14 protein-coding genes, 1 rRNA gene and 1 other annotated feature are annotated in these 13,551 nt (G+C 52.9%); of the genes, 5 read left to right on the forward strand and 10 right to left on the reverse strand.

Going from position 1 to position 13,551, the window contains the following annotated elements:
- The 4 genes from PAG01S_RS08490 to rluD form a co-directional block, all read right to left on the reverse strand.
- Positions 1 to 471: ribosomal RNA gene (locus PAG01S_RS08490) — 16S ribosomal RNA — on the reverse strand; the annotation flags it as partial.
- A 471-nt stretch (positions 472 to 942) separates the two neighbouring features.
- Positions 943 to 3,528: an ATP-dependent chaperone ClpB gene (gene clpB, locus PAG01S_RS08495; RefSeq protein ID WP_029519628.1), complete on the reverse strand. Its 2,586-nt coding sequence runs from the start codon at positions 3,526 to 3,528 to the stop codon at positions 943 to 945.
- A 113-nt stretch (positions 3,529 to 3,641) separates the two neighbouring features.
- Positions 3,642 to 4,370, reverse strand: coding sequence for a purine nucleoside phosphorylase YfiH (gene yfiH / locus PAG01S_RS08500; protein ID WP_062758325.1), 729 nt, complete (start codon positions 4,368 to 4,370; stop codon positions 3,642 to 3,644).
- Entirely contained in the window at positions 4,370 to 5,347 is a 978-nt protein-coding gene (gene rluD, locus PAG01S_RS08505) for a 23S rRNA pseudouridine(1911/1915/1917) synthase RluD (RefSeq protein ID WP_010248442.1), read from the reverse strand. The genes yfiH and rluD overlap by 1 nt, the downstream gene beginning before the upstream one ends.
- Before the next feature lie 129 nt (positions 5,348 to 5,476).
- Here rluD and bamD point away from each other — a divergent pair, with 129 nt between their 5' ends.
- The 4 genes from bamD (at position 5,477) to pheA (ending at position 8,237) form a co-directional block, all read left to right on the forward strand.
- Complete coding sequence (gene bamD, locus PAG01S_RS08510) at positions 5,477 to 6,208, forward strand: outer membrane protein assembly factor BamD (RefSeq protein WP_010248444.1); 732 nt, start codon at positions 5,477 to 5,479, stop codon at positions 6,206 to 6,208.
- A 281-nt stretch (positions 6,209 to 6,489) separates the two neighbouring features.
- Positions 6,490 to 6,825, forward strand: coding sequence for a ribosome-associated translation inhibitor RaiA (raiA, locus tag PAG01S_RS08515; protein WP_003849030.1), 336 nt, complete (start codon positions 6,490 to 6,492; stop codon positions 6,823 to 6,825).
- 101 nt (positions 6,826 to 6,926) lie between these two features.
- Positions 6,927 to 7,051, forward strand: a sequence feature (Phe leader region).
- Complete coding sequence (gene pheL / locus PAG01S_RS22505; RefSeq protein ID WP_193555295.1) at positions 6,928 to 6,975, forward strand: pheA operon leader peptide PheL; 48 nt, start codon at positions 6,928 to 6,930, stop codon at positions 6,973 to 6,975. Its footprint overlaps the feature before it by 48 nt.
- A 22-nt stretch (positions 7,052 to 7,073) precedes the next feature.
- Positions 7,074 to 8,237, forward strand: a complete 1,164-nt coding sequence (gene pheA / locus PAG01S_RS08520) for a bifunctional chorismate mutase/prephenate dehydratase (protein ID WP_010248448.1) — start codon at positions 7,074 to 7,076, stop codon at positions 8,235 to 8,237.
- Between the two features lie 56 nt (positions 8,238 to 8,293).
- On the opposite strand, the gene tyrA is transcribed toward pheA, so the two are convergent.
- Both tyrA and PAG01S_RS08530 read right to left on the reverse strand, forming a co-directional pair.
- Positions 8,294 to 9,415, reverse strand: a complete 1,122-nt coding sequence (gene tyrA / locus PAG01S_RS08525; protein ID WP_010248465.1) for a bifunctional chorismate mutase/prephenate dehydrogenase — start codon at positions 9,413 to 9,415, stop codon at positions 8,294 to 8,296.
- Between the two features lie 5 nt (positions 9,416 to 9,420).
- Entirely contained in the window at positions 9,421 to 10,500 is a 1,080-nt protein-coding gene (locus tag PAG01S_RS08530; RefSeq protein WP_010248468.1) for a 3-deoxy-7-phosphoheptulonate synthase, read from the reverse strand.
- Positions 10,501 to 10,788: 288 nt separating this feature from the next.
- On the opposite strand from PAG01S_RS08530, the gene PAG01S_RS08535 reads away from it, so the two are divergent.
- A complete protein-coding gene (locus PAG01S_RS08535) occupies positions 10,789 to 11,325 on the forward strand; it encodes a GNAT family N-acetyltransferase (RefSeq protein WP_010248470.1) in 537 nt (178 codons plus the stop codon).
- A gap of 96 nt (positions 11,326 to 11,421) precedes the next feature.
- On the opposite strand, the gene rplS is transcribed toward PAG01S_RS08535, so the two are convergent.
- The 4 genes from rplS to rpsP are packed head-to-tail and all read right to left on the reverse strand — an operon-like array spanning position 11,422 to position 13,429.
- On the reverse strand, positions 11,422 to 11,769 hold the full coding sequence (gene rplS, locus PAG01S_RS08540; protein ID WP_003849035.1) for a 50S ribosomal protein L19: 348 nt from the start codon (positions 11,767 to 11,769) through the stop codon (positions 11,422 to 11,424).
- Positions 11,770 to 11,813: 44 nt separating this feature from the next.
- Positions 11,814 to 12,578, reverse strand: coding sequence for a tRNA (guanosine(37)-N1)-methyltransferase TrmD (trmD, locus tag PAG01S_RS08545; protein WP_062758327.1), 765 nt, complete (start codon positions 12,576 to 12,578; stop codon positions 11,814 to 11,816).
- 35 nt (positions 12,579 to 12,613) lie between these two features.
- Positions 12,614 to 13,162, reverse strand: a complete 549-nt coding sequence (rimM, locus tag PAG01S_RS08550; protein ID WP_010248480.1) for a ribosome maturation factor RimM — start codon at positions 13,160 to 13,162, stop codon at positions 12,614 to 12,616.
- Positions 13,163 to 13,180: 18 nt separating this feature from the next.
- Entirely contained in the window at positions 13,181 to 13,429 is a 249-nt protein-coding gene (rpsP, locus tag PAG01S_RS08555) for a 30S ribosomal protein S16 (protein WP_003849041.1), read from the reverse strand.
- Between the last annotated feature and the right edge of the window lie 122 nt (positions 13,430 to 13,551).

Raw genomic sequence — 13,551 nt, forward strand, 5'->3', positions numbered from 1 at the left:
GCGGTTATTAACCGCATCGCCTTCCTCCCCGCTGAAAGTACTTTACAACCCGAAGGCCTTCTTCATACACGCGGCATGGCTGCATCAGGCTTGCGCCCATTGTGCAATATTCCCCACTGCTGCCTCCCGTAGGAGTCTGGACCGTGTCTCAGTTCCAGTGTGGCTGGTCATCCTCTCAGACCAGCTAGGGATCGTCGCCTAGGTGGGCCATTACCCCGCCTACTAGCTAATCCCATCTGGGTTCATCCGATAGTGAGAGGCCCGAAGGTCCCCCTCTTTGGTCTTGCGACGTTATGCGGTATTAGCCACCGTTTCCAGTGGTTATCCCCCTCTATCGGGCAGATCCCCAGACATTACTCACCCGTCCGCCACTCGTCACCCAAGAGCAAGCTCTCTGTGCTACCGTCCGACTTGCATGTGTTAGGCCTGCCGCCAGCGTTCAATCTGAGCCATGATCAAACTCTTCAATTTAAGTTTGATTTGCTTAAACAAGTTAAGCGGTGCTCATCTGTAAAACGTCATAATGAATTTCATTATGTGTTCACTCGTGAGGCTTGATATTTTTTACGTCCGGAGACGCTGATATCAATCCTGCGAGTGCCCACACAGATTGTCTGATAAATTGTTAAAGAGCAGTGCGAACAGTGCGTTAGCGTCCTGTCGCGAGGTGGCGTATATTACGCTTTCCTCCTGCAGAGTCAACCTCTATTTCAGAAGTTTTTCTCCGGCGGCGCAGTCTCCTGTGCCTCCTGACCCGTTTTCCGTTTCCGGTTTGCCGTGTCAGTGGAGGCGCATTATAGGGAACGGCTCAGATAGCGCAAGTGCAAATTGAGACTTTTTTACTGACCGTTCACTTTGCACTCAAAAGGAGTATTAAATAAGCAAAAACCCCTCAAAAGGGCAAAAAAAACGGGCCAGAGGCCCGTTTTTCATTCCACACCCTTACTGATGTGCAGTAATGATGTTGTTCTCCACATCCATTTCGATGGTTTTGCCTGGCACCAGCGAACCGGCAAGGATCTGCTGAGCCAGCGGGTTCTCGATCTGCTGCTGTATCGCACGTTTCAGCGGACGTGCACCGTAGACCGGATCATATCCGTTCTCCGCCAGCAGTTTGATCGCATCATCAGAGATGTGCAGCTGATAACCCCGTTCATCCAGACGTTTGTACAGCCGCTGCAGCTGAATCTGCGCAATGGACGCAATATGTTTCTCAGCCAGCGGATGGAACACCACCACCTCATCAATACGGTTGACGAACTCAGGACGGAAATGCTGTCCGACCACACCCATCACGATATCTTTCATTTCCGGGTAGCTGAGATTGCCGAACCGCTCCTGGATTAAATCTGATCCCAGGTTAGAGGTCATAATCACCACGCTGTTACGGAAATCGACCGTGCGGCCCTGCCCATCCGTCAGACGCCCATCATCCAGCACCTGCAGCAGAATGTTAAAGACATCAGGATGCGCTTTCTCTACTTCATCCAGCAGGATGACCGAATAAGGCCGACGGCGCACAGCTTCGGTCAGATAACCGCCCTCTTCATAGCCGACATAACCCGGAGGTGCACCCACCAGCCGTGATACTGAGTGTTTTTCCATAAATTCAGACATGTCGATACGAACCATCGCATCGTCACTGTCGAACAGGAAGTTAGCCAGCGCTTTACACAACTCCGTCTTACCGACCCCGGTTGGCCCCAGGAACAGGAAGGAACCGATAGGCCGGTTTGGATCAGAAAGGCCTGCGCGACTACGGCGAATAGCATTCGATACCGCCTCAACCGCTTCATCCTGTCCGATAACCCGGCCATGTAAGTCCTGCTCCATGCGCAGTAACTTATCGCGCTCACCTTCCATCATTCGTGCGACCGGAATACCGGTCCAGCGTGCCAGCACATCGGCAATCTCCACATCGGTTACCCGGTTACGCAGTAACTTCATGGTCTTGCCTTCGGCCTGAGTCGCTGCGGCTAACTGTTTTTCCAGTGCCGGAATTTTACCGTACTGCAGCTCTGACATCTGAGCGAGGTCACCCTGGCGACGTGCCTGCTCTAAATTCAGACGCGCCTGCTCAAGTTCCGCTTTAATGTTCTGCGTGCCGGACAGCGAGGCTTTCTCTGTCTTCCACTCATCTTCCAGCTCGGCGTATTCGCGCTCTTTCTGGTTGAGCTCGGTTTCCAGCATCTCAAGACGCTTGATGCTGGCATCGTCCGCCTCTTTCTTCAGCGCCTGCTGCTCCAGCTTCAGCTGAATGATACGGCGCTCAAGGCGATCCAATGACTCCGGCTTCGAGTCCATCTGCATACGAATGCTGGAAGCTGCTTCATCGATCAGGTCAATCGCTTTATCCGGCAGCTGCCGATCAGCAATATAACGATGAGACAGGGTCGCCGCCGCAACAATCGCCGGGTCAGTGATCTGCACATGGTGATGCAGTTCATAACGTTCTTTCAGACCACGCAGAATGGCGATGGTATCTTCCACACTCGGCTCAGCCACAAAGACTTTCTGGAAACGACGCTCCAGCGCGGCATCTTTTTCAATGTACTGGCGATATTCGTCAAGCGTAGTGGCACCCACACAGTGCAGTTCACCACGCGCCAGCGCAGGTTTAAGCATATTGCCGGCGTCCATCGCACCGTCCGCTTTACCGGCTCCCACCATGGTGTGCAGCTCGTCGATAAACAGAATGACGTTGCCTTCCTGTTTCGACAGGTCACTCAGTACGCCTTTCAGACGCTCTTCGAATTCACCGCGATATTTCGCCCCGGCCACCAGCGCACCCATATCCAGTGCCAGTACCCGACGTCCTTTCAGACCCTCAGGCACTTCACCATTGATGATGCGCTGCGCCAGCCCTTCGACAATCGCGGTTTTACCCACGCCAGGTTCACCAATCAGTACCGGATTGTTTTTGGTACGGCGCTGCAGAACCTGGATGGTGCGGCGAATCTCTTCGTCACGACCGATGACCGGGTCGAGTTTGCCCTTCTCTGCCCGCTCGGTCAGGTCGATAGTGTATTTTTTTAAAGCCTGGCGCTGATCTTCAGCCCCCTGATCGTTCACGTTGTCTCCTCCCCGCATCTGTTCAATCGCACTGGTGATTTTTTCGCGCGTTGCGCCCGCTGCTTTGAGCAGATCGGCCAGTGAGCCCCGCGATTCCAGCGCGGCCAGAACAAATAATTCGGATGAAATAAAGTTATCGTTGCGCTTCTGCGCCAGCTTGTCGCACAGGTTTAATACCCGGACGAGGTCAGATGAGGGTTGTACATCGCCTTCGCTGCCTTCAACTTGTGGCAGGCGATCAATAGCCTGCTCAACCTGAGCGCGAAATGGCGTAACGTCGACACCGGCCGAAGTCAGTAAAGGTGAAACCGATCCGCCTTCCTGTTTGAGCAATGCGCTCATCAGATGCAGAGGTTCGATGAATTGATTGTCGTGTCCCAGAGCGAGGGACTGCGCGTCGGCGAGAGCCAGCTGAAATTTATTAGTAAGACGATCCAGACGCATAATTCCTCCCATTACAGGTCAAAATGCTACTGGAGATTAAATGAGGTCATCCCTCAAAATTTCAAGGTTAATGACCTGAGATTTGAGTAAAAAATACGCTAACTGGACCGTCTTATGGCGTAAGGTTATAACAGCCAGATCAAAGTTGCCATACGCCCGGTGATCCCATCGCGGCGGAAAGAGAAGAAATCGTCGCGCTGCGTAAAGGTACAACGGCTGCTGGCGCTGACTGAATTCACGCCCGCTGCCTGTAGTCGCATCTGCGCCAGCAGGCCGATGTCGGCGTAAAAGCGGTCACCTGATGGACGGAAAGCCTGCACAGCCCTGTGATCCTGAGCCATAAAGGCCTGACGGACTTCGGCGCCGACCTCAAACGCATCAGGTCCGATTGCCGGTCCAAGCCAGGCATGAATCTGATCAGGTGGCGAACGAAACTGCGCCAGCGTATTTTCCAGTACACCCGCACAAAGTCCGCGCCAGCCTGCATGTGCCGCCGCCACTTCCGTGCCATCCTGCGAACAGAACAGGACCGGAAGACAGTCAGCGGTCATGATGGCGCAGACAACACCGGGCTGATCGGTAATACAGGCATCAGCACGTAATGGCGTACTTCCCCCTGCAGTCAGACGCACAACCTCAGTGCCATGAACCTGATCCAGCCACTGCGGCATGGCAGGTAAACCCGCCTCTTCCAACAGCAACTGCCGGTTACGCGCCACCGCATCCGGATTATCTCCCACATGCCCGCCGAGATTCAGTGCATCCCAGGGCGATGTGCTGATGCCGCCCTGTCGCTGCGTCGAGCAGGCCCGAACGCGTGACGGAGCGGGCCATTGAGGAGTCATCAGATTCATCACCAATTCAACTGGTCTTTAAATTCTTCAGTGTCTGCTTTTAACGCCGCGATTAAATCAACCATGTCCTGCGGAAGCGCAGCATGGAATTCCATTTCAATACCGCTGATGGGGTGATAGAGGCGCAACATCGTGGCGTGCAGTGCCTGACGATCGAAACCGCGCAGCGTAGTAATAAATGCTTCAGACGCGCCTTTTGGCGGACGCGGACGGCCACCGTAAAGCGGATCGCCCACCAGCGGATGGCTGATGTGAGACATATGCACACGGATCTGGTGAGTACGACCGGTTTCCAGACGCAGGCGCAGACGGGTATGGGCCCGGAAGTGCTCCATGATGCGGTAATGCGTGACCGCCGGTTTACCCATTGGGTGTACCGCCATGTGGGTGCGTTTGGTTGAGTGACGGCTGATAGGCTGCTCAACGGTGCCGCCCGCAGTCATGTTGCCAATCGCAACCGCTTCATATTCGCGGGTGATTTCGCGACGCTGCAGCGAGTCCACCAGATGCGTCTGAGCCGGAACGGTTTTCGCGACCACCATTAAGCCGGTGGTGTCTTTATCCAGCCGGTGTACGATGCCCGCGCGCGGCACATCCATAATCGCCGGATAGTGATGAAGTAAGGCGTTTAACACCGTGCCATCCGGATTACCGGCGCCAGGGTGAACCACGAAGTCGCGTGGTTTGTTGATGACAATAATGTCTTCATCTTCATAAACGATGTCGAGTGGCAGATTCTGCGGTTCCCAGCGCTGCGCCTCCTCGATCTCAGCGTCAATCGCGACCAGCTCGCCGCCCAGCACTTTTTCTTTGGGTGTATCGACCATGACGCCGTTTACAGTAACGCGACGATCGAGGATCCACTCTTTTATGCGAGAACGTGAATAATCAGGGAACAATTCCGCCAAAGTCTGATCTAAGCGTTGTCCGAGTTGTGATTCGGATACCGTTGCGGTGAGTTGAACTTGTTGTGCCATATACAGCTTCTTCGTTAACGTTGGGTTTTCACGGCGATGCCGTTTAATATAATGTGCTATCGTACCTGGTCATTACCGGGAGCTATACGGACAGCTTCCGCCATAACATTTGAGGATAATCACTTCGTCATGACGCGTATGAAACATCTGGTGGCTGCTGCCACACTGAGCCTGGCACTTGTTGGTTGTTCCGGCTCAAATGACGCGGTACCGGACAGCCCGCCTTCTGAAATCTATGCTACAGCGCAGCAAAAGCTGCAGGACGGTAACTTTAAAGCTGCGATTAAGCAACTGGAAGCGCTGGATAATCGTTATCCGTTCGGTCCTTATTCGCAGCAGGTGCAGCTGGATTTAATCTACGCGTACTATAAAAATGCCGATCTGCCCCTGGCGCAGGCTGCCATTGCTCGCTTTATGCGTCTGAACCCCACGCATCCGAACATTGACTATGTCATCTATATGAAAGGTCTGACGGACATGGCGCTGGATGACTCCGCGCTGCAGGGCTTCTTTGGTATTGATCGTTCTGACCGCGATCCGACGCACGCTCGTGATGCTTTCCGCGACTTCTCTCAGCTGCTGCGGAGTTACCCGAACAGCCAGTATGCGGCTGATGCTCAGAAACGCCTGGTCTATCTGAAAGACCGTCTGGCTAAATATGAGCTGTCAGTGGCGCAATTCTATACTAAGCGTGAGGCTTATGTCGCGGTTGTTAACCGTGTCGAAGGTATGATGCGCGATTATCCGGATACGCAGGCAACACACGATGCCCTGCCGCTGATGGAGAATGCTTACCGCAATCTGCAGCTGAACGCTGAAGCCGATAAAGTGGCGAAAATCATTGCAGCTAACAAAAGCTGATAGTCAGACAGATTTCCAGCCATAAAAAAAGCAGCCTCTCAGGGCTGCTTTTTTTTGCTCACAGAACAGTCAGATTTGGATCTGATCTCAGCGAGCTAACTCATCAAGCATGCCGTGTTAATCGTTTCGCTTCAAGCCATTTCGGCCAGTTTCTCTGCCTTTCTCACAGAATGTTGTGACTGACAAAAAGTGACATTTTTTCGTGATCGAAATCCCACATTGAACGCTTTTTCGCGCTATGCTGAGAAGACCAAGACGGAAATGACAGAGAGGTAAGAACGATGATTCTGAACATTACCAGTAAACAAATGGACATCACTCCGGCAATCCGAAGCCATGTTGAAGACCGTCTCGCCAAGCTCGAAAAATGGCAAACCGACCTGATTAATCCGCATATTGTCCTTTCCAAAGAGCCCAAAGAATTCGTGGCTGACGCCACTATTAACACACCTAACGGGACTCTGGTGGCCAGCGCCAAGCACGATGATATGTATACCGCTATCAACGATTTGATTGCCAAGCTCGAGCGTCAGCTGAATAAAGTTCAGCACAAGTCTGAAGCACGCCGCGCCAGTGCCAGCGTGAAAGACATCATTCCCGCCGACGAAGAGTCCTGATTTTCTTAACGTTGTTTCTTAACGCGCCTGCGGGCGCGTTTTTTATTGACAGCTTTTAAGCAGTACGGTTACTCTCAGGTCACTCTCTTTTCGGACATGACAATGAAACCTGATCTGTTTTTCTTCGCTTTCTTTTTTACCTTCCCCTGAACGGGAGGCCATTCGTCGTGTGAAAATGAAAGCGAAGACGAACACCGAAGCCTCCCAACCGGGAGGCTTTTTTTTTGGATAGCATACAGGTGAGCCCTATGAATCCCGATAATCCATTGCTGGCGCTACGCGACAAAATCAGCGCCGTGGATAAAAAACTTCTGACGCTGCTGGCCGAGCGTCGTTTGCTGGCAGTGGAAGTTGCACAAGCGAAACTGGCGACGCATCGCCCGATTCGGGATGTGGAGCGCGAACGCGCGCTACTGGAGAATCTCATCGTGCTGGGAAAGGCACACAACCTGGATGCGCACTACATCACCCGTCTGTTCCAGCTGGTAATTGAAGATTCCGTGCTGACTCAGCAAGCGCTGCTGCAAAAAAACCTCAACCATCCCCATGCGCATGCCGCCCGTATCGCCTTCCTGGGCCCGAAAGGCTCTTATTCGCATCTTGCAGCACGCAACTACGCGTCGCGCCATTTCGATAGCATGGTGGAGTGTGGCTGCCTGAAGTTTCACGACATCATCAAACAAGTCGAAAATGGCGTAGCTGATTACGCCGTGATGCCGATTGAGAATACCAGTTCAGGCTCGATCAACGATGTCTACGATCTGCTGCAACAGACCAGCCTCTCAATCGTGGGCGAGCTGACATTGCCTATCGACCATTGCGTATTGGTGAATGGCCCCACCGATCTTCAGCAGATTGAGACGGTTTACAGCCATCCTCAACCGTTCCAGCAGTGCAGCCAGTTTATTAATCGTTTCCCGCACTGGAAAATCGAATATACCGAGAGTACTGCGGCAGCGATGGAGAAAGTGGCTGCGCTCAACTCACCTAAGGTGGCGGCGCTGGGCAGTGAGGCCGGCGGCGAACTCTATCAGTTGCAGGTGCTGGAACGTAATCTGGCGAATCAGCAGCAGAACCACACCCGCTTTATCGTGCTGGCCCGCAAAGCAATCGAGGTTTCTGACCAGGTGCCAGCGAAAACCACGCTGATTATGGCAACCGGCCAGCAGGCGGGTGCGCTGGTCGACGCGCTGCTGGTACTGCGTCAGCACAACCTGATTATGAGCAAGCTGGAGTCCCGCCCGATTAATGGTAATCCGTGGGAAGAGATGTTTTACATTGATGTGCAGGGCAACCTGCAATCAGAGCGGATGCAGCAGGCGCTGCAGGAATTACAGACCATGACCCGCTCTCTGAAGGTACTGGGCTGTTACCCCAGCGAAAATGTGGTGCCCGCTGAACCTGGCGAATAAAAAGAAGAAAAAAGGCATCCAACTGGATGCCTTTTTCATTGATGGATGGCTGTCATTTATGGGCGGCTGTCATTGGCCGATCGCAACAGGCTTCGGCTTTCGACCAGGAAGCGTTTTGCGTGATCGCCAAACCACTGTTCAACCCGGTTAAAGCTGGCGATAAACGCCTGCTTGTCGCCCTGCTCCAGCAGCGCAATCGCTTCACCAAACCGCTGGTAATAGCGTTTTATCAGCGCCAGATTACTCTCTGAAGACATGATGATATCCGCATAGAGTTGCGGATCCTGAGCGAACAACCGCCCCACCATCGCCAGTTCAAGCCGGTAAATGGGCGACGAGAGCGCCAGCAGCTGATCCAGATTGACGTTCTCTTCGGCTAAATGCAGACCATAAGCGAAGGTAGCAAAGTGACGCAGCGCCTGAATGAATGCCATGTTCTGGTCATGCTCAACAGCGCTGATACGATGCAGACGCGCACCCCAGACCTGAATCTGCTCCAGGAACCACTGATACGCTTCCGGTTGTCTTCCATCACACCAGACCACCACCTGTTTTGCCAGGCTGCCGCTGTCCGGGCCAAACATCGGATGCAGACCCAGCACAGGCCCGTTATGGGCAGCCAGCATTGCCTGCAGAGGCCGGTTTTTGACCGACGCCAGATCGACCAGAATACAATCTTCCGGCAGTGGTGGCAGTTGGGCAATCACCTGCTCGGTCAGGTGAATCGGCACGCTAATGATCACCATTCCGGCATCGCTGAGCAGAGTCTCAGCCTGAGGCCAGTCCTCTTTATCCAGCGTTTTAACCGTGTAGCCTGATAGCCCGAGCATTTTTTCAAACAGCCGGCCCATCTGGCCCTTACCACCGACAATCACCACCGGGCGCAGTTCAGGACAGAGGGTTTTAAAGCCTTTGTCATTCTCGCTGGTATAGGATTCCCGCATTACGCGACGCAGCACATCCTCAATCAGATCCGGTGGTACGCCGAGCGCTTCGGCCTCTTTGCGACGCGAAGCCAGCATCGACGCTTCACGCTCAGGCACATAGATAGGCAGGCCGTAACGGCTCTTCACTTCACCTACTTCGGCCACCAGTTCCAGTCGCTTAGCCAGCAGATCCAGCAGCGCTTTATCAACACTGTCAATTTGATCGCGTAACGCGGTCAGTTCAGCCACCATTGCTCTTACACCTCTTGTGACAGACGCGCCGACAGCACTCCCTGCAGATCCTGATGCATTTCACGCAGCAACGTTTCGGTCACTTCCCAGTTGATGCATGCATCGGTTACGGAAACGCCATACTTCATTTCGCTGCGTGGCTGCTCAGAAGACTGGTTACCTTCATTGATATGGCTTTCCAGCATCAAACCAATGATTGAACGGTTCCCGTCTTTGATCTGCGCAATAGCGGATTCCGCTACGCCAGGCTGACGGCTGTAGTCTTTGTTCGAATTACCATGGCTGCAATCTATCATTAAGGCTGGACGCAGTCCCGCCTTGAGCATCTCTTTTTCACACTGCGCGACATCTTCAGGACCGTAGTTCGGCGCTTTGCCGCCACGCAGGATCACGTGACCATCCGGATTGCCCTGAGTCTGCAGCAGGCAGACCTGACCGGCCTGATTAATCCCGACAAAACGGTGTGGCATTGCGGCTGCACGCATGGCGTTGATTGCCGTTCCCAGACTGCCATCGGTGCCATTTTTAAAGCCTACCGGCATCGACAGGCCCGAGGCCATTTCACGGTGCGTCTGCGATTCAGTGGTACGGGCGCCAATGGCAGACCAGCTGAACAGGTCGCCCAGATATTGCGGACTATTGGGATCCAGCGCTTCAGTGGCCAGAGGCAAACCCATTTCAACCAGGTTCACCAGCAGCTGGCGCGCAATGTGCAGACCCGCTTCCATATCAAACGAGTTATCCATGAAAGGATCGTTGATTAGCCCTTTCCAGCCGACGGTGGTACGAGGTTTTTCAAAATAGACGCGCATCACGATAAAGAGCTGATCTTTCAGCTCTTCGGAAAGGGTTTGCAGACGACGAGCATAGTCCAGTGCCACTTCGGTATCGTGAATTGAGCAGGGTCCGCACACTACCAGCAGACGCGGATCGCGGCCGGCAATAATGTCAGAGATGGTCTGGCGCGACGCCGCGACCTGATCCTGCTGTTCAGTGGTCAGTGGAAACTTCGCTTTCAGCTCTTCAGGCGTGATTAATACCTGTTCACCGGCGATATGCACATTGTTCAGCGCGTCTTTTTGCATGATGGCGATCCTTTGGCTCGTATTGGCAGTCATGGACTCCTCACTGAGGAATGCAAATACTGTATCACAGACAATACATAGCGCAATATTATATGTACACTTTTATTACCACGGATCAAGAAGGGTGCGAAATATACTTAAAATAAACAATAAAATCATGCATATAATAAAAAGCTCAACCACAAAAAACCAAACGCAATTGTACAAATAAGTTTACAGTTGAGGTTATTGCCTTTCTGCTACCCACAGGCAGAATAAAAGAATCATTCTGTTCGCGCTGAGAGAGTTATGTACCCATCACCACAAAATATTTATCTGCGACCTTTTGAGCTCAGCGACGTATCTGCGTTTACCACTGCGGTTAATGCCTCGCTGGATAGCCTTATCCCATGGATGGTCTGGGCGCATCACGATTATCAGCCTCATGAAGCAGAAAGCTGGATCCGCTTTACCCACTGGCAACGGATGAAAGAGGAAGCGGAAGAGTTTGCCATCGTTGATCAGCATGACCAGCTGCTGGGGGGCGCAGGAATACGCTTTGCCCGTCATCCGGGTGACACCAGCGCAATTGGCTACTGGGTTCGCAGTGATGCCCAGCGTCAGGGAATCGCCAGCCGCGCGGTGGCCGCGTTGCTGCCGCTGGGGTTTTCACGCCCAGAGACCCGGGTGATTGAGATTCTGGCAGCAGAGGATAACCTGGCCAGTCGGGGCGTGGCTGAGAAGTGCGGTGGTCAGTTCATTGGCTGTCGCTATGGCCTGATCGTATTAGAGGAAGGGCCGGTTAATACCGCGATTTATCATTTTCAGCGGCCGGACGACGGTTAACTGCAGGCAGTAAGGTTGACTGTGACATAAAAAAGGGGCTGGCAGATGCCAACCCCTTGTTTGCTATTAACTTTTAGATGTCGCGTTAGCGATACCTTAGTTAAGACGCTCTTTAATACGAGCAGACTTACCAGTACGCTCACGCAGGTAGTACAGTTTGGCTTTACGCACAGCGCCACGACGTTTAACAGCGATGCTGTCAATTACAGGTGAATGAGTCTGGAATACACGCTCAACGCCTTCGCCGTTAGAAATTTTGCGAACAGTGAATGCAGAGTGCAGACCGCGGTTACGGATAGCGATAACCACGCCCTCGAATGCCTGCAGACGTTTTTTAGAACCTTCAACGACCCATACTTTCACTTCCACGGAATCACCCGGGCGGAAGGAAGGTACGTCCTGTTTCATCTGCTCTTGTTCAATTTGCTTGATAATGTTGCTCATAATTAAATCTCATATCCTGGGTAAACTGATAGTCGGGGAAGAGCTTACTCTTCCACATCATCGTTTTGTTGCTGCTGAGATTCCCGCTGGAACTCAATCAGCAACCTTGCTTGCTCTTCAGTCAGAGCCAGGTTTTCCAGAAGTTCAGGTCTTCTCAGCCAGGTACGGCCTAGCGACTGCTTCAGACGCCAGCGGCGGATATCAGCATGGTTGCCTGACAGTAATACTGCCGGGACCTCCACGCCGTCTAACACTTCAGGTCGGGTATAGTGCGGACAATCCAGCAAACCTTCCGAGAACGAATCCTCATCGGCTGACGCCTGCTTGCCGAGCACGCCAGGAATAAACCGGGCGACTGCGTCAATCATCGTCATCGCTGGCAGTTCCCCGCCGCTGAGAACGTAATCACCGATTGACCATTCTTCATCAATTTCGGTCTGGATTACGCGCTCATCAATCCCTTCATAACGGCCACAGACCAGAATTAACTTGTCCCGTGCCGCCAGTTCGCAAACGCCCTGTTGGTCCAGTTTGCGACCCTGAGGTGAAAGATATATCACCCTGGCCCCATCACCTGCCGCTGCTTTCGCTGCGGAGATGGCATCCCGTAAGGGTTGTACCATCATCAGCATTCCCGGTCCGCCGCCGTAAGGACGATCATCCACGGTACGGTGCCGGTCGTGCGTGAAGTCACGAGGACTCCAGCTCTGAATGCTGAGCAGACCGTTTTTTACAGCCCGGCCAGTTACCCCGTAATCGGTAATAGCGCGAAACATTTCTGGAAACAGGCTAATAACACCAATCCACATTGTATTCGCCGTTACGTTACCGTTCGATTCGGAGATCAAAAACCAGGATCCCAATCTACCTCAATGATGCCAGTAGAGAGATCGACTTTCCTGATAACCTGTTCATCAAGAAACGGAATTAACCGCTCCTGAGCACCGAATGCATCCTTCAGGTTTGCCTTAACGACGAGAACGTCGTTCGAGCCGGTTTCCATCATATCGATGACTTTACCCATCTCGTAGCCTTCAAGGTTAACCACCTGGCAGCCCATAAGGTCTTTCCAGTAGTAGTCGCCCTCTTCCAGCGATGGCAACTGCGTCGAGTCAACCTGAATTTCGCAATTGGTTAACTGAGCCGCCGCATCCCGATCTTCAATGCCTTTGACTTTGATGATCAGGTCCTGATTGTGGTGCTTCCAACCGTCCAGTTCGACCTGCTGCCATTTACCGGCGCGCTGGATGAACCAGGGTTGGTAGTTGAAGATGCTTTCAGCGTCTTCAGTGGAGGAAAACACTTTGAGCCAGCCGCGAATACCGTAGGCGGCTCCCATCTTACCCAATACAATCGGGTTAACAGGAGGCTGTGCGGCAATTTGTCTGCTCATGCTCACCACCGTGACAGATTAAGCTGCTTTCTTAGCTTCTTTGACCAGCGCGTTAACGCGATCAGAAAGCGTTGCGCCCTGGCCAACCCAGTGCTCGATACGATCCAGATCAAGACGCAGACCTTCAGCCTGACCAGATGCGATCGGGTTGAAGAAACCAACGCGCTCGATAAAACGACCGTTGCGTGCATTGCGGCTGTCAGTGACGACGACCTGATAGAACGGACGCTTTTTAGCGCCGTGACGTGCCAAACGAATTGTTACCATAACATCCTCTTCAGTTAATAAAACACCCGGCCCCCATCGAGGAACGGGGTCCGGGTGCTGTATAAAAAGCCCGAAAATTTTACTCATTTTGGCGAAAAAAGCAACCTAAACCGTGCCATTTC

This window comes from Pantoea agglomerans NBRC 102470, assembly GCF_001598475.1.
Classification (GTDB): domain Bacteria; phylum Pseudomonadota; class Gammaproteobacteria; order Enterobacterales; family Enterobacteriaceae; genus Pantoea; species Pantoea agglomerans.